The sequence below is a fragment of the Actinophytocola gossypii genome (genome assembly GCF_025165815.1).
In the GTDB taxonomy this organism is placed as follows: domain Bacteria; phylum Actinomycetota; class Actinomycetes; order Mycobacteriales; family Pseudonocardiaceae; genus Actinophytocola; species Actinophytocola gossypii.
This window is the reverse complement of sequence record NZ_JAFFZE010000004.1, coordinates 186,907-208,221: the sequence shown is the minus strand read 5'-3', so window position 1 is coordinate 208,221 and position 21,315 is coordinate 186,907. Positions and strand designations below refer to the sequence as shown.

Here is a 21,315-nt window from a genome sequence, read left to right as displayed (position 1 = left end):
AGGGGGAGCGGGTGGAGTACACGGGGGACGAGATCGCCGTCGTCGGCCTGGCCGGGCGGTTCCCCGGCGCGGCGGACGTGCCGGAGCTGTGGCGCGCGCTGCGTGACGGCGTGGACGCGGTGCACGACCACACCGACGACGAGCTGCGCGCGCTCGGTCTGCGGCCGGAGCTGATCGCCGACCCGGCACTGGTGCGCGGGCACGGCAGGCTCGACGGCGTCGCCGACTTCGACGCCCGGTTCTTCGGCGTGCCCGACGACGAGGCCGCAGCGATGGACCCGCAGCAGCGGCTGTTCCTGGAGCAGTCCTGGGTGGCGCTGCAGGACGCCGGGGTCGACCCGGCCCGTGACGAACGCGCGGTCGGGGTGTTCGCCGGCGCGTCGCCCAACCGGTACTTCCTGTTCCGGCTGCTCGAACAGGACCCGGCCGCCGACTGGGAGGCGCGCCTCGCGACCCGCTGGTCCCCGGACTACCTGCCCACCCAGGTCGCCTACCGGCTCGGGCTGACCGGGCCGGCGGTGGCGGTGCAGACCGCGTGCTCGAGTTCGCTTGTCGCGGTGTGCACGGCGGCGCAGAGCCTGCTGGACTTCCGCTGCGACCTCGCGCTGGCCGGCGGCGTGAGCGTCACCGAGCCGCGGTTCCGGCACACCGAGGGCGGCCTGGTGTCACCGGACGGCCGGTGCCGTGCCTTCGACGCCGCCGGGCAGGGCAGCGGGTTCGGCAACGGCGTCGCGGTGTTCGTCCTCGCCCGGCTCGAGGACGCGCTGGAGCACGGCGACCGGGTGCACGCGGTGCTGCGCGGCTGGGCGGTGAACAACGACGGCGCCGACCGCGCCGGGTTCGCCGCGCCCGGCCTCGCCGGACAGGCCGGCGTGGTCACCGAGGCGCTGGCCGGTGCGCGGATCGACCCGGCCTCGATCGGCATGGTCGAGGCGCACGGCAGCGGCACCCCCGTCGGCGACGCGCTCGAGGTCGCCGCGCTGACCAGGGCGTACCGCGCCGCCGGGGACACCCGCACCGAGGCCTGCGCGCTCGGCTCGGTCAAGGCCAACCTCGGCAACCTCGACGCCGCCGCCGGCGCCGCCGGGCTGGTGAAGGCGGTACTCGCCGTCCGTGCCGGCGTGGTGCCGGCGACCCCGCACCACCAGGAGCCCAACCCGGACCTGAACCTGCCGGCCACCCCGTTCTTCGTCCCGGTCAAGACCGTCGACTGGCCATCGGACGCCCGGCCGAGGCGTGCCGGGGTCAGTTCGTTCGGGCTCGGCGGCACCAACGCGCACGTGATCGTCGAGGAGGCCCCCGCCCCCGCCCCGCGTCCACCCGCGACCGGCCCGTTCCTGCTCGCCGTGTCGGCCAGAACCCCCGACGCCCTGCGCGACCTGGCGGACCGCCTGGCCGACCACCTCGACACCGACGACCACGACGCCGACGGCCCACCCCGGCTCGACGACGTGGCCCGCACCCTCGCCACCGGCCGCGCCGCCGAGCCGCACCGGGCGATCGTGCCGTGCACCGACCACGCGACCGCGGTCGCCGGGCTCCGGCGGGTCGCCGCCGGTGACCCGCCCCCGGTGGACGGGCCGGCCGCCGCGTGGGTCGGCGGCGCGGACGTGGACCTGTTCGTGGACCCGGCCGGCGCCCGCGTGGTGCCGCTGCCGCACCACCCGCTGCGACCCGTGCGGCACTGGATCGAGGTGGGCTCGTGACTCATCTCGTGCCGCTGGGCGACACCGGCTGGTCGGTGTGGCGGGACGCCGTGCTGCGCAGCACCGGCTTCCCCGCCGACGGGCTCGCGCCGTTCACCGCGCCGAACTGCGCCGCCGCCGCCGACGCCCTGCTCGCCGGCACCGGGGACGAGGACGTGTTCGGCAAGGAACTGGAGCTGGCACTGGAGTCCGGGTCGGCCGCGTGCCGACGGATCTCGGCCGACCCGGTGTTCCGGGAGGCGGTCAGCTGGCAGAGCCCCACGGTCCGCGAGGCGCTCGACGGGCTGCTGCGCGGCACCAGGAAACGGAAGAAGCAGCGGGAACGCGAACAGGTGGTGGCCCGCTACTGGCAGCGGTACAGCGCCAAGAACGAGACCGTCGGCTTCTTCGGCCCCGCCGCCTGGGCCACCGTCGACCCGGCCGCGCCGGCGCTCACCGTCACCCCCGGCCCCGAGGTGATCGCCGAGCGGACCGTCGAGCTGGAGCACTGGACGCTGGCCGAGTACGCGCGCGTCCTCGTCGCCGACCCCGAGGTGCGCGGCTGGCTGCCGGTCGCCCTCGCCCCGCACCTCACCGTCGACGCCGACGGCCGCCGCGTGCTGCGGCCCGCGCACCCGCCGGTGACCGTGACCCCGGCCGAGGTCGCCGCGCTGACCGCCGGCCCAGCACCCGCCCGCGACGTGGTCGCCGCGCTCACCGCGGCCGGGCACCTGCGCGCCGAGGACGACGGGTGGCTGCTGGTCGACCGGCTGGTCGAGCGCGGCCTGCTGGTGTGGGCCGCCGAACCGCCCCAGCACCCGCGCGCGGACGCCGCCCTGCGCGCGCTGCTCGACACCGTCGGCGACGACGACGCGCGGGCCCGCGCGCTCGCCGGCCTCGACCGGCTCACCGCCGCCCGCGACGCCGTCGCCGACGCGGCGGGCGACGCCGACCGGACCACCGCCGCGCTCGCGCACGTCGGCGCCGAGTTCACCGCGCTGACCGGCACCGACCCGCACCGGCGCGCCGGCCAGACCTATGCCGGCCGCGGTGTCTGCTACCTGGAGGCCCGCCGGGACGTGTCGGTGGTGTTCGGTGGCCGGTTCCTCGCCGACCTGGCCGCGCCGCTCGCGCCGCTGCTGCGCGCCGCCCGCTGGCTCACCGCCGAGCTGGCCGCCGCCTACGGCACCGCACTCGCCGACCTGTACGACGAGCTGGCCGCCGACGGTGCCGGGGAGGTGTCGTTCGCCGACCTGTGGTTCCTCGCCCAGGGCGCGCTGTTCGGCGCGGGGGAGCGGCCGGTGGACGCGGTCGCCGCCGAGTTCGTCCGCCGCTGGGCCACCCTGTTCGGCCTGGACGAGCACACGTCCGGACCGGTGCACCGCACCGCCGCCGAGCTGACCGTCGCCGCCGAGGCCGCGTTCCCCGCCGACCGGCCCGGCTGGTCCGCGGGGCGCTTGCACAGCCCGGACCTGCAGCTCTGCGCCGCCGGCCCGGAAGCGGTCGAACGCGGCGACTACCTCGTGGTGCTCGGCGAACTGCACGCCGCCTGGCCGACGTTCGACTGCGCGGTGTTCACCCGCTGGCACCCCGACCCCGACCGGCTGCGGGACGCGCTCGCCGCCGACCTCGGCGAGCACCGGGTCCGCCCGCTGTACCCGACCAGCTGGCCCAGGTACTCCGGCCGCGTCGCGCACACCCTGGACGGCCGCACCGACCACCAGCTCGGCTTCACCGCCGCCCCCGGCGCCGACCCCGACCGGCTGCTCCCGGCGACCTCGGTCACCGTCCAGCGCGCGGACGGGCAGCTGGTCGCCGTCGGCCCCGACGGGAGGACCTGGCCGCTGGTCGAGATGTTCTCCGCGCTGCTGGCCATGCACGCGGTCGACGGCTTCAAGCTCGTCGGCGCCGCCGCGCACACCCCGCGGATCACCGTCGACCGGCTCGTCGTCGCCCGCGAGACCTGGCGGACCACGCTCGCTGAGACCGGCCTCGGCACCGCGAGCGGCGACCGCGGCCGCTACCTCGCGGTGCGGCGGTGGCGGCGTGCGCTCGGCCTGCCCGACCGGGTGTTCGTCAAGCTCGCCACCGAGACCAAACCGGTCTACGTGGACCTGACCAGCCCGGTGTTCGCCGGCTCGCTGTGCGCCATGGTCCGTTCCGCGCTGAACGCCGGGCGGGCCGACGCGGTCACCGTCTCCGAGGTGCTGCCCGACGCGGACGAGCACTGGCTGACCGACGCCGACGGCCGCCGCTACTCCAGCGAGCTGCGGCTCCAGCTCCTCGACTCGGTGGAGGCACCATGAACCCCGGTCTTGCCGACCTGGTGCTGGCCCAGGCACGCCGTACCCCCGACGCCGTCGCCGTCGTCCAGTGGGACCGCGGCCTCACCTACCGGGAGCTGACCGGCCGGGCCGCCGCGCTCGCCGAGGACCTGCGCGCGGCCGGCGCCGGCCGCGGCACCACCGTCGGCGTGTGCCACGACCGGAGCCCCGAACTGTTGGTCGCGCTGCTCGGCGTGCTGCTCTCCGGCGCCGCGTACGTGCCGCTCGACCCGACCTACCCGCGCCGCCGCCTCGCCACCATCGCCGACGACGCCGCCCTGGTCGCCGTGATCACCAGTGGTGCGTCCCTCGACCTCGGGGTACCGGAGCTGACCGTGCCGGAGCGCGTCGCCGAACCGGTCGGCGGGCGGGCCGGCGGGGACGACCTGGCGCACCTGATCTACACGTCCGGCTCCACCGGCAGGCCGAAGGGCGTGCTCACCACCCACCGCAACGCGGTCGCGTTCGTCACCGGCACCGCACCGGCGATGGGGGCGCAAGCCGGCAGCACCGTGCTCTGCTTCTCCTCGCCGTCCTTCGACGCGTTCACCTTCGACGTGTACGCGCCGCTCTCGGTCGGCGGCACCGTGGCGCTGGTCGGCGACACCGACCGGGCCGACCCGGCGCTGCTGGAGCGGTTCGTCACCGAGCACCGGGTGGACATCGGCATCGTCACCCCGGCCGTGCTGCGCGTGCTCGACCCCGCCCGGCTGCCGCACTGGCACACCGTGATCGTCGGCGGCGACCTCGTCGAACCCGGGCTCGTCGAGCCCTGGACCGTCCCGTCGGGCCGCACGTTCCGGCACGTCTACGGCCCCACCGAGACGACCACGTTCGTGGTGGTCGACGAGCTGACCGGCCGGTGGACCGACCCGCTGCCGCTCGGCCGCCCCACGCCCGGGCACCACGCGCACGTCGTCGACGAGAACCTCGACCCGGTGCCGCCGGGGGAGCCGGGTGAGCTGCTGATCGGCGGGCCCGGGGTCGCGCTCGGCTACCTGGACCGGCCGGGGCTGACCGCGGACCGGTTCGTGCCCGACCCGTTCTCCGGCGAGCCCGGCGCCCGGTTGTACCGCACCGGCGACGTCTGCCGGCTGCTCCCGGACGGGCGGATCGGGTTCCTCGGCCGGCGCGACGGTCAGGTCAAGATCCGCGGCCAGCGGGTGGAGCTCGGCGAGATCGAGGCGGTGCTGCGCGAGCACCCGGACGTCGACCAGGCGGTGGTCGAGGTCGTGCCGGCGGCGGCCGGACCGGAGGTGGTCGCGTTCGTCGCCGGTCACGTGCCGGACGACCTCACCGACGAAGCCGTGCGCGACTGGTGCGCCGCCCGGCTCACCCCCGCGATGGTGCCGGCCAGGGTGTTCCGCTCCGACGCGCTGCCGGTCAACCAGGCCACCGGCAAGATCGACCGCGCCGGCCTGCGCGAGCTCGCCGCGCCGGCCGACGCCGAGCCCGACGCCGCGCCGGCCGGGCGGGACCTGGCCGGGGTATGGCAACGCGTGCTCGGCGGCCCACCGCCCGGCCCGGACGCCGACTTCTTCGTCGCCGGCGGGCACTCGATCGCGGTCATGCGCCTGGTCGCCGCCATTCGCGACGAGCTGCGCCGCGACGTGCGCGCGGTCGACGTGTTCGACGGCCGCACGCTCGCCGGCCTGGCCGAACGGGTCGAGCGGGCCGCCCCGCTGCCCGGCCCCGACCTGCCCACCGGCAGCCCGCCCACGCTGTCGCCGTCCCAGCGGCGGATGTGGTTCCTGGACCGGCTCGCCCCGGACAGCGCCGCCTACAACATCGCGTTCGCCGAGCGGCTGCGCGGACCGCTCGACGTCGCCGCGCTGCGCCACGCGCTCACCACGGTCGCCGAACGGCACGAGGTGCTGCGCTGGCGCGTCCGCGACGACCGGGGCACCCCGGTGGCGCACGTGGTCCCGCCCGGCGAGGTGCCGCTGTCGGTGGTCGACGTCGCCGAGCACGACCTGGCCGCGCGGCTCGGTGCCGACGCCGGCCGCCCGATCGACCTCGCCACCGGGCCGGTGTGGCGCGCGGTGCTGTACCGGCTCGGCCCCGACGACCACGTGCTCGGGCTCGTGCTGCACCACGCGGTCGCCGACGGCTGGTCCCAGTCCGTCCTGTACGACGACCTCGCGGCCGCGTACACCGGCAAGCCCCTGCCCGCGCTCCCGACCGGGTACGCCGACTACGCGGTCTGGCGCGACAGCCGCGACGCCCGTGACGGCGAGGCCGACCGGGCGTGGTGGCGCGACCACCTGGCCGGTGCGCCCACCTCCGTCGACCTGCCACGGGACCGGCCCCGCCCGCCCGTGCAGACCTACGCCGGCCGGACCGCGAGCGCGCCGTTCCCCGCCGACCTGGACGCCGCGGTCCGCGCGCTGGCCGCCGACCTCGGTGCCACCCCGTCGCTGGTGCTGCTCGCCGGGTTCGGTGAGGTGCTGCGCCGGCTCACCGGCCGGGGCGACAACGTCGTCGGTGTGGTCGTCGCCGACCGCGCCGAGCCGGCGTTCGCCGACCTCGTCGGCTTCTTCGTCGACATCGTGCCGGTGCGGCTGCGCACCGACGGGCACCTCGCGTTCGCCGAGGGCGTCCTGGCCTGCCGGGACGAGTTCCTCGACGTCACCGCGCACCCCGCGGCGCCGCTGGAGCGGATCGTGCGCGACGCCGGGGTGCCGCGCGACCCGTCCCGGTCGGCGCTGGTGCAGGTGCTGTTCAACGTGTTCAACTTCGCCGAGCCCCGGCTCCGCCTCCCGGACGTGGCGGCCGAGCCGGTTCCGGTGCCCGTTCCCGGCTCCCCGTTCGACCTCACCGTCTATCTGCTGGAACGCGACGGCCGGTTCTGCCTCGACGTGGTGTACAACCCCGACCTGTTCGACGCGGCCAGGATCGACGCGCTGCTCGCCGACTACCTGCGACTGCTCGGCGCGCTCGCCGCCGAGCGGAACGCCCCGGCCGACGCCGTCGCCGCCGACTGCCCCGCCGACCGCTGGCGCGGCGCTCCCGACCCGGAGCTGGTGCGGGTCCCGGTCCCGGTCGCGCAGGCGAACCGCACCGCGCGGCTGGCCACGCCGACCGAGCACGCGGTCGCCGCGATCTGGTGCGAGGTGATCGGCGTCGGCTCGGTCGGCCCGCTGGACAACTTCTTCGACGTCGGCGGGCACTCGCTGATGATGGTGACAGTCCAGGCCCTCGTCGCCGAACGCCTCGGCCGCACGGTCAGCGTCGTCGACCTCTTCCACTTCCCGAACGTCCGCGGCCTGGCCGCCCACCTCGACGGCGACACCGGCGGCGGGGACGCCCAGCTCGCCAGGGCGACCCAGCGCGCCGCCGCCCGCCGTGACCGCGCCCGCCGCCGCACCGCCCGCACCGGTACGCACACCGGAACCCACGCCGCCGAACAGGAGATCCAGGCATGAACCACGAGGGAACCGACACCGGCGCGGACGGGGTGGAGCCGATCGCGATCGTCGGCATGGCCGCCCGCGTGCCCGGCGCGAACGACCTCGACCAGTTCTGGCACAACCTCGTCGACGGCGTCGAGTCGATCACCTTCTACAGCAAGGAGGAACAGCTCGCGCTCGGCGTCACCGAGGACGAGATGGACGACCCCAGCTGGGTGTCGGCCGCGCCGGTCGTGGACCGGATGGAGTACTTCGACGCGGGCCTGTTCGGCATGACCGCCCGCGAGGCGGAGCTGACCAACCCGCAGCACCGGCTGTTCCTCGAGGTGGCGCACACCGCCCTCGAACACGCCGGCTACGACCCGACCACGCACACCGGCTCGGTCGGCGTGTACGCGGGCACCGGCGCCGACCACTACCAGTGGACGAACCTGGCCCGCAACGCCGCGCTGTGGGACGCCGCCGCGGGCAACCTCGGCATCTCCAGCTCCAACTCGCCGGACTACGTGGCCACCCTGGTCTCGTACAAGCTGAACCTGCGCGGCCCCAGCCTCACCGTGCACACCGCCTGCTCCACCTCGCTGGTCGCGGTGCACCTGGCGGTCGAGTCGCTGCGCAACGCCGAGTGCGACGTGGCGCTGGGCGGCGGCGTGTGCGTCGAGCTGCCGCACGGGCGCGGCTACCAGGGCCTGGAGGGCTACACCTCGCCGGACGGGCACTGCCGGCCGTTCGACGCGCGTGCCGACGGCACCCTGTGGGGCAGCGGCGCCGGTGTCGTGGTCCTCAAGCGGCTGTCCGACGCGGTCGCCGACGGCGACACCGTGCACGGCCTGATCCTCGGCAACGCGATCAACAACGACGGCTCGGACAAGGTGGCGTTCTCCGCGCCCAGCGTCGAGGGCCAGATCGAGTGCGTCGCCCAGGCCCTCGCGGTCGCCGGCGTCGACCCGCGCACCGTCGGCTACGTCGAGGCGCACGGCACCGGCACCGCGCTCGGCGACCCGATCGAGGTCACCGCGCTGTCCGCCGCCTACGGCCACGGCGTCACCGACCGGCAGTGGTGCGGGCTCGGGTCGGTGAAGTCGAACCTCGGGCACCTCAGCCAGGCCGCCGGCGTGGTCGGGCTGATCAAGGCGGTGCTGGCGCTGGAGCACCGGCTGATCCCGCCGACGATCAACTTCGACACCCCGAACCCGGCGATCGACCTGGCGAACAGCCCGTTCCACATCGCCACCGCCCTGTCGAAGTGGCAGACCGACGGCACACCACGCCGGGCCGGGGTCAGCTCGTTCGGCATCGGCGGCACCAACGCGCACCTGGTACTGCAGGAGGCACCGGAGCCGCGCGTCCGCCCCGCCGACACCCACCCCGCGCACCTGCTCGCGGTGTCCGCGCACGACACCGACGCGCTCACCGCCGCCTGCGAGCGGCTGGCCGGGCACCTGGAGGGCAACCCGGACGCCGACCTCGCGGACGTGGCGCACACCCTGCGGGTCGGCCGCACCGCGCACCCGCACCGCGCGATGGTGGTGGCCCGTGACCCGGAGGCGGCGGCCGACGCGCTGCGCGACCGGCGACTGCGCTCCGGCCGGATCGGCGACGTGCCGCCGGAGGTGGCGCTGCTGTTCTCCGGGCAGGGTTCCCAGTACGCCGGGATGGGCGCCGAGCTGTACCGGACGGAGCCGGTGTTCCGCGCCGCCGTCGACGAGTGCGCCGAACTGCTCGGCCCCGACCTGGACCCGCGCCCGCTGATGTTCGCCCCGGACGAGGAGTGGGAGGTGGCCGACGAGCGGCTGCGGCAGACCGAGGTCGCGCAGCCGGCGCTGTTCACCCTGGAGTACGCGCTCGCCGCGCTGTGGCGCGACCGGGGCGTCGAGCCGGCGGCGATGATCGGGCACTCGGTCGGCGAGTACGTCGCCGCCACGATCGCCGGGGTGTTCACGCTGCCGGACGCGCTGCGGCTGGTCGCCACCCGCGGCCGGCTGATGGGGTCGATGCCGCCGGGCGAGATGCTGGCCGTGCAGCTCGACGAGACCGCGGTCGAGCCGCTGCTGGCCGGCACCGGCGTCACCGTCGCCACCGTCAACGCCCCGGGCACCTGCGTGGTCGCCGGGCCGGCCGAGGGGATCGCCGAGGTCGCCGACGCCCTGTCCGCGCGCGGAATCTCCGGGCGGCGGCTGCGCACCTCGCACGCCTTCCACTCGGCGATGATGGACCCGGTCCTGGACGAGTTCGCCGCCGCGGTCGCCGCGGTGCCGCGCCGGGCGCCGGGTATCCGGTTCCTGTCCAACGTGACCGGCGACTGGATCACCGACGAGCAGGCCACCGACCCCGCGTACTGGGCCGAGCACCTGCGCCGCCCGGTCCGGTTCGGCGACTGCGTGACCACCCTGCTCGCGAACGGCACCTGGGCGCTGGTCGAGTGCGGGCCGGGCCGCCAGCTCGCCGGCCTCGCCCGCAAGCAGCTGCCGAAGGACGGCCTCGTGGTGCACTCCCTGCCCGGCGGCAGCGAGCGGGCCGGCGACGTCGCCACCCTCTACGCAGGCGCAGGCCAGCTCTGGGTCGGCGGCGTCGAGCTGGACCTGCCCGGCCCGCCCGGCCGCCGCGTCCCGCTGCCCACCTACCCGTACCAGCGCGTCCGCTACTGGGTGGAGCCCGACCCGTTCGGTACCTCGGTGGTCGCTACCCCGGCTCCTCGGCGCGGGCCGCTGCCGCTGGACGAGTGGTTCGCCGTGCCGGCGTGGCGCCAGCTCGCCCCGCTGCCCGGCCCCGCGGTCGCCACGGGGGAGTGGCTGGTGGTCGCCGACGGCCCACGCGGCACCGAACTCGCCGACGCGCTGCGGACCCTGGGCGGTGCCGTGACCGAGGTCCCGGCGGCCCGGCTCGCCGACCGGGAGTCCGGCGAGGCCCTGGTCGCCGAGGGCGTGCCGGCGCGGATCGTGCACGCCGCCGCGCTCGACGCCGACCCGGCGGCCGACCTCGACGCGGCCTGGCGCGCGCAGGACACCGGGTTCTTCGCCCTGCTCGCGCTCGCCCAGGCCCTCGCCGGCCGGGACACCCCCGCGCCGGTGCGGCTGGACGTGCTCTCCGCCGGCACCGAGGACGTCCTCGGCGGCGACCTCACCCACCCCGAGCAGGCAACCCTCGACGGGATCGCGCGGGTGCTGCCGCTGGAGCTGCCGTGGCTGACCGTGCGCCGCGTCGACGCCCCGGCCGGCCACGCCACCGCCGCCCAGGTGGCCGCCGAGCTGTGCGCCGGCGACGACACCGTCGCGCTGCGCGGCGGACGCCGGTGGAGCGTCGAGTACCAGCCGGTCACCCTCGACGCCGACCGGGACGGCGGGATCCGCGACGGCGGCCGGTACCTGGTCACCGGCGGGCTCGGCGGCGTCGGGATCTCGCTCGCCGAGGACCTCGCGGCCCGGCACCGGGCCAGGCTCGTGCTGCTGTCCCGGTCCGGGCTCCCGGACCGGTCCGAGTGGGACCGCCACCTCGCCGCGCACGGCCCGACCAGCCGGTCCGGGCGGGCGATCACGGCGATCCGGCGGATGGAGGCGGCCGGCGCGACGGTGCTCGTCGAGGCCGCCGACGTCACGAACCCCGACGCGCTGCGGGCGGTCCGTGACCGGGTGGTCGGCGAGCTGGGCGGCCTGGACGGCATCGTGCACGCGGCCGGCGTCCCCGGCGGCGGCATGGCCGAGATCAAGGAACGGTCGGTCGCGGCCGGTGTGCTCGCGCCCAAGCTCGCCGGCACGCTCGCGCTGCGGCAGGCGTTCGGCGACCTGCCACTGGACTTCGTCGCGCTGTGCTCCTCGGTCACCGGTGTCGCCGGTGGCTTCGGCCAGGTCGACTACTGCGCCGCCAACGCGTTCCTCGACGCTCATGCCCGCGCCGGTCACGGCTGGAACGGCCGGGTCGTGTCGCTGGACTGGGGTGGCTGGCTGGAGGTCGGCATGGCGGTCGAGACCGGCGGGCCGGCCGAACCCGACCTGGTCGCGCTCGGCACCCTCGACCACCCGGTGCTGCGCCACCGAGGCGCACGGTCCTGTTGGGGCACCATCGACCCGGAGACCCTGTGGCTGCTCGACGAGCACCGCATCGCCGGTGTCGGCGTCGTTCCCGGCACCGGCCACCTGGACTGCGCCCGCGTCGCCCTCGCCGCGTGCCTGCCCGCGCCAGACGGGGACGCGGTGATCGAGCTGTCCGACGTGGCGTTCCTGGAGCCGTTGTCCGTGCCGGACGGTGCGGTCGCCGAGTACCGCGTCGAGGTGTCGGACGCGCAGTTCACCGTGACCAGCAGGCGGGACGGGGTGCGCCGCGAGCACGTGCGCGGCACCGGACGCTGGGTCCCGGCCGCCGCGCCGGCCCGGGTCGACCTGGACGCGATCCGCGGCCGGCTCACCCCGGTCGGCGGCGACAACGCGTTCCGGTCCGGCGGGCGCACCAGCATGCTCACCTTCGGCCCCCGCTGGGCGGCGCTCGGTGAGACCAGGGTCGGCCCGGACGAGGAACTCGCCGAGGTGCGCGCACCCGAGGCCGCGCTCGCCGACCTGGACCGCTGGGTGCTGCACCCGGCGCTGCTGGACGTGGCCACTTCGTTCGGCAGCCGGGGCGAGGGCTCGTACCTGCCGCTCAGCTACGGCCGGGTCACCGTGCACGGCCGGCTGCCCGCGCGATTCGTCAGCCACCTCCGGTACACCGGCGACGCGGGCGAGACCGGGGTGCTCACCGCCGACCTGTCGCTGTGTGACGAGCACGGCACCGAGCTGGTGTCGGTCGCCGACTTCGTGCTGCGCCGGGTCGACACCGGCGCCGTGTCCGCCGGCGTCACCGCCGCGCCGGAGACGACCGAGGCCGCGCCAGCCGACGAGCGCGGGATCCGCCCGGCCGACGGCGCCGAGGCGTTCCGCCGCGTGCTGGCCGCCGACCTCGGCCCGCAGGTCGTCGTCAACACCGAGACCGTCGACGACCTGATGGCGCGCATTCGCAGCACCACAACGGAATCCATCGCCGACGAGGCGCCGGCCGAGCCGGTCGAGTCGGCCCCTGCGGCCACCGAGCTGGAGGCCACGATCGCCGGCGTCTGGTCGCGGATGCTCGGCGTGGAGCGCGTCGAGGTCGACGACGACTTCTTCGACCTCGGCGGCAACTCGCTGGTCGCCGTGCAGCTGATCGCCCAGCTGCGCAAGGCGGTCGGGGTCCGGCTGCCGATGCGCAGCCTCTTCGAACAACCCACCGTCGCCGGTCTCGCCGCGCGCGTCGAACAGTTACGTGCCAAGGAGTCCGACGATCAGGGGAGCACCATCCCCAAGCTGGCCCGGCGCGCGAAGTCCTGAGTGGAGGAACGAATGTCGAACGAGTTCGCCGTGGTGGTCAACGACGAGGAGCAGTACTCGATCTGGCCGGCCGACCGCCCCTGCCCGGCCGGCTGGCACACCACCGGCTTCACCGGTACCCGCGAGGACTGCGTCGCGCACGTCGACGAGGTGTGGACCGACATGCGCCCGCGCAGCCTCCGCGAAGCCATGGCGGGGGAGCAGGGCTGAGATGACCGCCCAACCCACCGAGGCACCACTCGAGCCAGCGGCACCCGAGGAACTGCCGGCGTCGTTCGCGCAGGAGCGCCTGTGGTTCGCCACCGAGCTGGTGCCCGACGTCGCGGTGTACAACATCGTGTTCCCGGTCGCGATGCCCGGCAGCCACGACCCGGACCGGTTCGACCTGGTGCTGCGCCGGCTGGTCGACCGGCACGAGACGCTGCGCTCGGCGCTCGCCGCCCGCGACGGCGCCGTGTGCCAGCTGGTGCACGACCGGGTCACGTTCGAGCTGGCCGAGACCGACCACGCGCACCTGCCCGAGGCCGAGGTCCGGGAGCACCTGGACCGGCTGCTCGCCGAGGACGGCGCCCGCCCGTTCGACCTCGGCCGCGCACCCCTGTGGCGGGGCCGGGTCGTGCACTGGCCCGGCGGGCGGTGGGTGTTCGGGTTCGTCGTGCACCACGCGATGTTCGACGCCCAGTCGGTGTCGAACCTGGTGGCGGAGCTGACCGAGCTGTACCGCGCCGCGTCCGAGGACCGCGCGCCCCGGCTGCCGGAACTGCCCATCCAGTACGCCGACTTCGCCGCCTGGCAACGCGGCCGCCTCGACTCCGGCGAACTCGACGGCGACCTGGACTACTGGCGCGACCGCCTCGCCGGCCTGCCGCCGGAGATCGGGCTGCCGACCGACCGGCCGCGCCCGCCGCGCGCCAGCCACCGCGGCGCCGACCTGTGGTTCACCGTGCCCGCCGAGGACCACCACGCGGTCACCCGCTTCGCCCGCTCGGCCGCCACCACCGACTACGCCGTGCTGCTCGCCGCGTTCGTCACCGTGCTGCACCGCCTGTCCGGCCAGACCGACGTGGTCGTCGGCTGCCCGGTCGCCGGCCGGGAGCCGGACGAGGTGGCGCCGCTGCTCGGCATGTTCGTCAACCAGCTCGTACTGCGCACCGACTGCGCCGGCGAGCCGACGTTCCGCGAGCTGGTGTCCAGGACCACCGACACCGTGCGCTCCGCGCTGCGGCACGCCGAGCTGCCGTTCGACCGGCTGGTGGAGGTGCTGGCCCCGAACCGCGACGCCAGCCGCGCGCCGCTGTACCAGGTCGTGCTGAACCTGATCCCCACGATCGCCGCCGGCCAGACCGGCAACGGCACCGCGAAGGTCGACCTGATCCTCGACCTCGCCGGCGCCCCCGACGGCGTGCTCAACGGCCGCCTGGAGTACGCCACCGATCTGTTCGACGAGGCCACCGCCCGCGCGCTGACCGAGCGGTTCACCGGTCTGCTGCGTGCCGCCGTCGCCGCCCCGGACACCCCGCTGCACCGGCTCCCGCTCCTGCTGCCCGGCGAGGACTCCCGGCTGCGCGCGGCCGCCGCCCCCACCACCGTGCACGAGCCGGCCGGTGACACCGTCCTCGACCGCATCACGCCGGCCGACACCCTCGCCGTCGCCGACTCGACCGGAGTCCGCCTCACCTACCGCGAGCTGCTCGGCCGGGCGAACGCCCTGGCGCACCGGCTCGCCGCCGCTGGTGCGGGATCGGAGCGCCCGGTGGGACTGCTGCTGGACAACACCGCCGACCTCGCCGTCGGCGTGCTCGGCGTGCTCACCTCGGGCGCGCCCTACCTGCCACTGGACCCCGAGCACCCCACCGAGCGGCTGCACGCGCTGCTCGCCGACACCGGTGCCGTCACCGTGGTCGCCGCCGCGCCGCACGCCGACCGGGTCTCCGGTTTGCCCGTGCTGGTTCCGGACGGAACCGAAGCCGCGACGGGTCCTGGTGTGCCGGTACTGCCCGACACCCTCGCGTACCTGATCCACACCTCCGGCTCGACCGGCCGCCCCAAGGCCGTCGGGGTCACCCACCGCAACCTGACCGCCTACCTCGACGGTCTCGCCGACCTGCTCGGCCACCCGGAACGTCCGGTGTGGACACTCACGCAGCCGCTCACCTACGACTTCGGCCTCACCGCGTTCTTCGGCGCGCTCGCCGCCGCCGGCACCCTGCACGTCGTCGCCCGCGAACACGCCACCGACGCCGCCTGGCTGGCCGACCACCTGGCCCGGGACGGGATCGAGTACCTCAAGCTCACCCCGTCACACCTGACCGCGCTGCTCGACGCCCTTCCCGACCCGGCCGCGCTCCGGCCGGCGCGGGCGCTCCTGCTCGGCGGTGAGGGCTCCCGCGTCGACCTCGTGCGCGACCTGCGCGCGCGGGGCGCGGTGGTCAACCACTACGGCCCCACCGAGACGACGGTCGGCGTGCTCGCACTGCCCGCCGAGCGTGAACCGCGCCCGCTCGGCCAGGTCACCCCGATCGGCTGGCCGCTGACCCACGCCAGCGCACACGTGCTGGACGCGCACGGCCAGCCGGTGCCCGACGGGGTGATCGGCGAGCTGTGCGTCGGCGGCGACACGGTCGCCCGCGGCTATCTCGGCCGCCCCGGCCTCACCGCCGACCGGTTCGTGCCCGACCCGTTCGGCCGTCCCGGCGCCCGGCTCTACCGCACCGGCGACCGGGTACGGCGCCTCGCCGACGGATCGATCGAGTTCCTCGGCCGCGCCGACGACCAGGTGAAGATCCGCGGCTTCCGGGTCGAACCGGGGGAGGTCCGCGCCGTCCTGGCGGCCCACCCGGACGTGGCCGACTGCGCTGTGGTCGCCAGCGCCGTGACCGCCACCACCACCGTCGCCACCGCCGCGACCGCCGCCGCGACCGCCGCCGTGACCGCCACCGCCACCGCCGTGACTGGCGCCGCCGCCGCCACCGTGACTGGTGCCGCCATCGGCGCCGGCTCTGTCGAGCTGACCGCGTACCTGGTGCCCGCCGCCGGCCGCCGCCTGGATCCGGCCACCGTGCGCGAGCACGCCGCCGCCACCCTGCCCGAGCACATGCTGCCGGCGGGCATCGTGGTGCTCGACGCGTTGCCGCTCACCCCGCACGGCAAGCTCGACCGCGCCCGCCTCCCCGAACCCGCACCACCTCAGCCGGAACCAGACCACGACGCCCCCGTCGGCGAGTTGGAGGAGGTCGTCGCCGGCCTGTTCCGCACCCTGCTCCGCCGCGACACAGTCGGCCGCACCGACGACTTCATGGCCATCGGCGGGCACTCGCTGCTCGCGATCCAGCTGATGACCAGGATCCGCAAGACGTTCGGCGTCGCGCTCCCGCTGCCGGTGGTGTTCGAGCAGCCGACCGTCGCCGCGCTCGCCGCCGCCGTCGCCGGCCGCCTGCGCACCGGGGACCTCCCGCCGATCGAGCCGGCGCCCGACCCCGCGCCCGCGTCCTACGGCGAGCAGCGGCTGTGGTTCCTCGACCAGCTCAACCCCGGCGTCCCGCTGCACAACGTCCAGTTCCTCCGCCGGCTCACCGGCCCGCTCGACCCGGACGTCCTGGAACGCGCCCTGCACACGATCATCCGCCGGCACGAGGTGCTGCGCACCCGGTTCGCCGTCACCCCGGACGGCCTGGTCCGCGCCGTCGACGACGACCCCGACCTGCCCCTGGAGTTCGTCGACCTCACCGGCCGCGACGACGCGGAACGCGAGCGCCTGTTCGACGAGCGCGCCGCCCGCCCGTTCCAGCTGACCACGGAGCTGCCGCTGCGGATGCTGCTGGTCCGGCTCGCCCCCGAGTCGCACCAGCTGCTGCTCACCGTCCACCACGCCGTGTTCGACGGCCCCTCGGTCGAGGTGCTGTCCGCCGAACTGGCCGAGCTGTACCCGGCACTGCGCGACGGCCGCACCCCGAGCCTGCCCGAGCTGCCGGTGCGCTACGCCGACTTCGCCGCCTGGCAGCGATCCTCGGTCACACAGCTCGCCGACACCCAACTCCCGTACTGGCGCGACCGCCTCACCGGCCTGCCCGACCGGCTCGCGCTGCCCACCGACCGCCCCCGCCCGCCCCGACTCGACGCCACCGGCGCGCACCTGCGGTTCGCCGTGCCCCCCGAGGTCGCCGACGGCCTGCGGGCACTGGGCGGCGCCGAGGGCGCCACCCTGTTCATGGTGACCGTCGCCTGCTACGCCGAACTGCTGCGCCGCCGCACCGGCCAGGCAGACCTGGCGATCGGCGTACCGATGATCACCCGCCCGCGCCCCGAGCTCGAGCCGCTGATCGGCTTCTTCGTCAACACCCTGGTCCTGCGCGTCGACACCGACGGGGGCCCGACCGTCCGGGAGCTGGTGCGCCGGGTGCGGCAGCGCACGATCGAGGCGTACACCAACGCCGACGTGCCGTTCGAGGCACTGGTCGAGGAACTCGGCGTGGCCCGCGACCCGAGTGTCACTCCGTTGGTACAGACCATGTTCATGCTCGCCGACGACCGCCGCGCGCTGCCGGTGGACCTCGGCGGCGTGCGGATGGACTTCGAGCCGCTCGGCCAGCCGGCGGCCAAGTTCGACCTGTTCCTCTACCTGTGGCGCCGCCCGGACGGCCTGACCGGCGTCGCCGAGTACCGCCCCGAGCTGTTCGACGAGTCCACGGTGCGCGGCATGACCGACGAGTACACCGCACTGCTCGCCGCCGCCGTCGCCGACCCGGACGCCCCGCTGGCCCAGCTCGGGAAGGGGCCGGCCGATGACGACTGACACCCAACCGCCCCCGACCCTGTGGAAACACGCGGACTTCGTGAAGCTGTGGGCGGGCCAGACCCTCGCCATGTTCGGCGCGCAGATCGTGCGCACGGTGCTGCCGCTGGTCGCGGTGATCCTGCTCGACGCGTCCGCGACCGAGATGGGCGTCCTGTCGTCGCTGTCCCAGCTGCCGTTCCTGCTGTTCCTGTTCGCCGGCGTCTGGGCCGACCGGGTGCGCCGCCGCCAGGCCATGATCTGGACCGACCTCGGCCGGTTCGCGCTGCTCGGCCTGATCCCGGTGCTGTACCTGGCGGACTGGCTGACCATCCAGGTGCTGTGGGTGGTCATCTTCGTGATCGGCGTGCTCGGCGTGATGTTCGAGACCGCGTACCACGCGTACCTGCCCGCGCTGGTCGGCCGCGAGTTCGTCGCCGAGGGCAACCAGAAGCTCGAACTGAGCCGCTCCACGGCCCAGTTCGCCGGCCCCGGCATCGCGGGTCTGGCGGTCAACGCCGTCGCCTCCGCGATGGTGCTGGTGGCGAGCACGCTCACGTACGTGGCGTCCGCCGTGCTCCTGTGGTTCATCCGCAGGCCGGACGAGGCGCCGCCCGGCCCGCAGGACCGCCCGAACGCGTTCAAGGCCATCGGCGCCGGTCTGAGCTGGGTCCTGCGCCACCCGGTGCTGCGCACGATCACCACCGCCACCGCGGTGTTCTGGTTCTTCTACAGCGCGCTGCAGGCGTTGTACGTGCTGTACCTGGTGCGCGACCTGAGCGTGCCGGCCGGTTGGGTGGCCGCGATCTTCGCCGCCGCCGGTCCTGGCGCGATGGTCGGTTCCTGGATGTCGATCGCCGTGATGAAACGGCTCGGACTGGGCCGCGCCGTGGTCTGGGGCGTCGGCGCCGCGACGGCGGTGCTGCTGCTGGTCCCCCTCTCCGGCTTCGTCGACGCCCAGTGGTTGATCATCCTCCTGCTGGCCGCGTCCCAGTTCGGTTACGGCATGTTCTCCCAGATCGGCACGGTGATCCAGACGACCCTGCGCCAGGTCCTGACCCCCGACGACATGCAGGGCCGGGTGGTGGCGAGCCTGCGCGCGATGTCGCTGGCGATGGTCCCGGTCGGCGCGCTGCTCGGTGGGGTGCTGGCCGACGTGTTCGGCGTGGAACCGGTCCTGTGGGCGGCGTCGATCGGTGCCCTGGCGCCGGTGCTGGTGTACGCGACCTCGGTGATCCCCGGGATCAGGGAGCTGCCGAGCGAAGAGGAGGCGGCCGCATGGGCGCCGGAGACGAGGAAAGCATGAACGAGCGCATCACCGCCGGCGACACCACCATGGTGGCCTTCGACGTGGCCGGCCCCGTGTCGGAGCTGCGGGACCAGGTGGACAAGGTCCTGGCCGACACCGGCGTGGTCCTCCTGCGCGGCCTGGGCGTGGAGACCCCCGAACGCTTCCACGAGGTGGTGGCCCACTTCGGCGACCCGCTCACCAGCTACCGAGGCGGCAACACGCCACGGTCCAAAGTGGCCGACGGCGTCTTCACGTCCACGGAGTACCCGCCCGAGTACGAGATCTCCCTCCACAACGAACTGTCCTACGCCGGCGAATGGCCCCGTCGCCTGTTCTTCTCCTGCCTGCTGGAACCGGCGACCGGCGGCGCCACCCCGGTGTGCGACGGCCGAGCCCTGCTGGGCGCGTTGGACCCGGAGGTACGCGACCGGTTCGTGACCCGAGGCGTGACGTACCGCCAACACCTCCACGGCGGCTTCGGCCTCGGCAAGTCCTGGCAGCAGACCTTCGAGACCGAGGACCGTTCCGAGGTCGAGTCCTTCCTCACCGAAGCGGGCCTCGAGTTCTCCTGGACCGACGACGGCGGCCTCCGCACCGCGTCGACCCGCCCCGCCGTCCGCACCGCCCCCACCACCGGCGAGACGGTCTGGTTCAACCAGGCCGACCAGTGGCACCCGACCAACCTGCCCCCGGCCGAACGCGAGGCCCTCCTCGACCTCTACGACGACGAGGCCGACCTTCCGCACTCCGCCACCTACGGCGACGGCTCCCCGATCCCGGCGTCGGACCTCGACGCCGTACGCGCCGCGGCGAAGCGCCACGAGTTGGCCCACCCGTGGCACCGAGGCGACGTGATGATCGTGGAGAACATGCTCGCCCTGCACGGCCGCCAGCCCTTCACCGGCTCCCGCAGGGTCCTGGTCTCCATGACGTGAGACAGGCTTGGCGTCGGCCGTCCTTCGGTCAACGGCGCACCCGATAGCGCAGGTGAAGCACGCGGTTGCCCCGTATCACCACGTCAGGATCCTCCAACAGGTGCTGCGCGTGGACCGATCCGAAGTAGCGCTTGCCGGACCCGAACAAGACGGGTACGACGTCCATGCGCACCTCGTCGACCAGCCCCGCGGCGAGCACCTGGCCACCGACGTCGCCGGCGGCGACCTCGACGATGCGGTCATCCGCAAGCTCCTGCGCCTTGGCCAGGGCTGCCTCGACGCCGTCGACGAAGTGGAACGGCGCCTCGGGGTCCCAGTCCTCGGGCTTCGGCCGGTGCGTCACGACGACCACGTGGTCGATCCCGCCCGGAGGCTTCCCGCCCCAACCGTTCGTGATGTCGAAGACGTGGCGGCCGACGAGCGTCGCTCCGATCTGGTCCCAGTACGACCGGGTGTGGTCGTAGGACGTCTGCGACACCTTCAGCTCGCCGCTCTCGTCCAACGGGACGTCACCGCTGGACAACCAGTCGAACAGCGGTCCGGGCTGGTCGTTCTCGTCCGCGACGAAGCCGTCCACCGACACCGAGCTGTACATGACAACCTTGCCCACGATGCGCTCCTTTGCTTTGGGGTGCCCCAAATTAGCGTCTCGTGAGCTGTCGCTCTTGTAAGAAATCAATCGGCTGGGAGTGGCCAGCTGTCCAGCGCGTGACCGGGATGTTCGCGCAGGAAGCGCCGCCGGACTTCGACGTACCGGGTCGGCGTGAGCCCGGTGAACGCCCGGAACTCGTGGCCGAAGTGGGCCTGGTCGAAGTAGCCCGCGCCACCGGCGAGGTCGCCCCAGTCGATCGGTCCGGCGAGGTTGATCGCGAACACGGTGGCGGCGAAGCGGTAGGTGCGGGCCAGCCGCTTCGGCGTGACGCCGATGAGCTCCTTGAACCGCCCTGCCAGATGAGTGCTGCTGACACCGGCCGCCGCGCTCAGGTCGCCGATCGCCACCGCCCCCCTGGCCGCCGCGATGACGCCGCTCGTATGGCGGACCAGCCCCAGGCCGGCGGTCTCGCACAGTCGTCGCATCAGCTCGTCCTCGAGCACCGTCAGCATCTCGTGCGGTCCGGGCGCCGTGGCCAGCCGGTCTCGCAGCTCGGCGATGGCGGGCCGGCCCCAAACCTGCTCCACCGTCCACCGGCCGGTCACACAGCTCGGCCGCGGGCATCGGCAGGAACGGCGCCAGCCCCCACGGCTTGAAGTGCACGCCGACGGACCGGGTCCGGAGTGGGTAGCCGAACTCGAACGCGCGGGTGGGCGTGCTGACCACGCAGCCGTCGGCGTACTCGGCCGCCTCGACGTCGGTGCCGCCGCGGATGCGGAACGGCGCCCCGAGGTTGACGATGAGCAACGCCGACGGTGTCGGCGGCAGCATGAGCCGGGCGTAGGGCCGCGCACCCTCCAGGTAGTAGAGGTCGTCGATCAGCCCGTCCAGCGGCGGTCGCGGCACTCTGGACACGTACTCCACGCCCACAGCATCGCCGACACCCCGCCGACACCGCACGCCGGGACGGT

At 74.8% G+C, this 21,315-nt stretch carries 9 protein-coding genes and 1 pseudogene; 8 read left to right on the top strand and 2 right to left on the bottom strand.

The genetic code is table 11. The features are described 5' to 3' along the window. Positions 1-11 precede the first annotated feature (11 nt). The 8 genes from JT362_RS02235 to JT362_RS02200 are packed head-to-tail and all read left to right on the top strand — an operon-like array spanning position 12 to position 19,752. The gene (locus JT362_RS02235) at positions 12-1,706 is read left to right on the top strand and encodes a beta-ketoacyl synthase N-terminal-like domain-containing protein (protein WP_260189289.1); all 1,695 of its coding nucleotides are present in this window, start codon (positions 12-14) and stop codon (positions 1,704-1,706) included. Continuing rightward, positions 1,703-3,991 carry a lantibiotic dehydratase gene (locus tag JT362_RS02230; RefSeq protein ID WP_260189288.1) on the top strand — a complete coding sequence of 763 codons (2,289 nt, stop codon included), beginning with the start codon at positions 1,703-1,705 and terminating at the stop codon, positions 3,989-3,991. The genes JT362_RS02235 and JT362_RS02230 overlap by 4 nt, the downstream gene beginning before the upstream one ends. Then, positions 3,988-7,434 carry a non-ribosomal peptide synthetase gene (locus JT362_RS02225; RefSeq protein ID WP_260189287.1) on the top strand — a complete coding sequence of 1,149 codons (3,447 nt, stop codon included), beginning with the start codon at positions 3,988-3,990 and terminating at the stop codon, positions 7,432-7,434. The genes JT362_RS02230 and JT362_RS02225 overlap by 4 nt, the downstream gene beginning before the upstream one ends. Next, a complete protein-coding gene (locus JT362_RS02220; protein ID WP_260189286.1) occupies positions 7,431-12,755 on the top strand; it encodes a type I polyketide synthase in 5,325 nt (1,774 codons plus the stop codon). The genes JT362_RS02225 and JT362_RS02220 overlap by 4 nt, the downstream gene beginning before the upstream one ends. Positions 12,756-12,767: 12 nt before the next feature. Beyond that, positions 12,768-12,965 (top strand): MbtH family protein, encoded by a 198-nt coding sequence (locus JT362_RS02215; protein WP_260189285.1) that lies wholly within the window; start codon positions 12,768-12,770, stop codon positions 12,963-12,965. A 1-nt stretch (position 12,966) separates the two neighbouring features. After that, positions 12,967-17,547: a non-ribosomal peptide synthetase gene (locus JT362_RS02210; protein ID WP_260189284.1), complete on the top strand. Its 4,581-nt coding sequence runs from the start codon at positions 12,967-12,969 to the stop codon at positions 17,545-17,547. Next, the gene (locus JT362_RS02205) at positions 17,537-18,832 is read left to right on the top strand and encodes an MFS transporter (protein ID WP_260189283.1); all 1,296 of its coding nucleotides are present in this window, start codon (positions 17,537-17,539) and stop codon (positions 18,830-18,832) included. Before JT362_RS02210 ends, JT362_RS02205 begins: the two co-directional genes overlap by 11 nt. After that, positions 18,829-19,752, top strand: coding sequence for a TauD/TfdA family dioxygenase (locus JT362_RS02200; RefSeq protein ID WP_260189282.1), 924 nt, complete (start codon positions 18,829-18,831; stop codon positions 19,750-19,752). The genes JT362_RS02205 and JT362_RS02200 overlap by 4 nt, the downstream gene beginning before the upstream one ends. Positions 19,753-19,780: 28 nt before the next feature. Here JT362_RS02200 and JT362_RS02195 read toward each other — a convergent pair whose 3' ends face one another. Continuing rightward, positions 19,781-20,362: a dihydrofolate reductase family protein gene (locus JT362_RS02195; protein WP_260189281.1), complete on the bottom strand. Its 582-nt coding sequence runs from the start codon at positions 20,360-20,362 to the stop codon at positions 19,781-19,783. Between the two features lie 65 nt (positions 20,363-20,427). Beyond that, positions 20,428-21,250, bottom strand: a pseudogene (locus tag JT362_RS02190) (helix-turn-helix domain-containing protein). Positions 21,251-21,315 lie beyond the last annotated feature (65 nt).

What these genes read in the sequence shown, in the direction of transcription:
- JT362_RS02225 (WP_260189287.1), top strand. Translation starts at nt 3,988, where the DNA reads ATGAACCCCGGTCTTGCCGACCTGGTGCTGGCCCAGGCACGCCGTACC.
- JT362_RS02220 (WP_260189286.1), top strand. Translation starts at nt 7,431, where the DNA reads ATGAACCACGAGGGAACCGACACCGGCGCGGACGGGGTGGAGCCGATC.
- JT362_RS02215 (WP_260189285.1), top strand. Translation starts at nt 12,768, where the DNA reads ATGTCGAACGAGTTCGCCGTGGTGGTCAACGACGAGGAGCAGTACTCG.
- JT362_RS02210 (WP_260189284.1), top strand. Translation starts at nt 12,967, where the DNA reads ATGACCGCCCAACCCACCGAGGCACCACTCGAGCCAGCGGCACCCGAG.
- JT362_RS02205 (WP_260189283.1), top strand. Translation starts at nt 17,537, where the DNA reads ATGACGACTGACACCCAACCGCCCCCGACCCTGTGGAAACACGCGGAC.
- JT362_RS02200 (WP_260189282.1), top strand. Translation starts at nt 18,829, where the DNA reads ATGAACGAGCGCATCACCGCCGGCGACACCACCATGGTGGCCTTCGAC.